This is a genomic window from Aeromicrobium sp. PFPM2_SD2, assembly GCF_057364525.1.
The window spans coordinates 1-689 of the sequence record NZ_JBNFNZ010000743.1; the positions used below are offsets into that span (position 1 = coordinate 1).

Annotated in this window: 1 protein-coding gene; it reads left to right on the forward strand. The window is 76.1% G+C overall.

Annotated features, from left to right (window positions below):
* The first annotated feature begins 223 nt into the window (after window positions 1-223).
* Complete coding sequence (locus tag AC2W7G_RS17840) at window positions 224-625, forward strand: YaaA family protein (protein WP_485869606.1); 402 nt, start codon at window positions 224-226, stop codon at window positions 623-625.
* Window positions 626-689 lie beyond the last annotated feature (64 nt).

Below are 689 nucleotides of genomic sequence, written 5' to 3' on the forward strand. Positions count from 1 at the left end.
GCCACCGTGCTGGCCGTGCTGGTCGGCGTCGGCGTGGGAGCCAACCTCACGCTCGTCGGCTCGCTGGCCAACCTGCTGTGGTGGCGCTCGGCCGCCCGCGAGGTGGCCACGCTGGGCGAGCTGCACCGGCTCGCGCTGGCCACGACGCCGGCCCTCGTCTGCTGTGCACGACCGTCCTGTGGGCGTGGACGAGCCTCCTGTGGTGACTCGGTAGGGTCACCGGGTGCTCGTCCTGCTGCCGCCCTCCGAGGGCAAGACCCGGCCGTCCGACGGCCCCGTCCTCGACCTGGAGACCCTCGCCTTCCCGGCGCTCACCCGCACCCGCACCCGGGTGCTCGACGCCCTGGTGCGGCTCAGCGCCGGACGTCCGGCACGGGCCATGGAGGTGCTCGGGCTCGGCCCCACCCAGGCGGACGCGTTGACCACCAACGCCGCCCTGCGCGAGGAGCCGACGGCCCGCGCCGACGAGGTCTACACCGGGGTGCTGTTCAGCCACCTCGACCTCGCCACGCTGCCCGCGGACGCCCGCGAGCGGCCGACCGCTCGCTCGCGGTCGCGTCCGGCCTGTTCGGGCTGCTGCGCCGGACGACCGCATCCCCGCCTACCGGTTCGTCGGGCTCGGTGACCCTCCCCCCGGCTCGGCACCGTGAGCGGCCTGTGGCGCGCCCGCTGCCCCGCCGTGATGGACG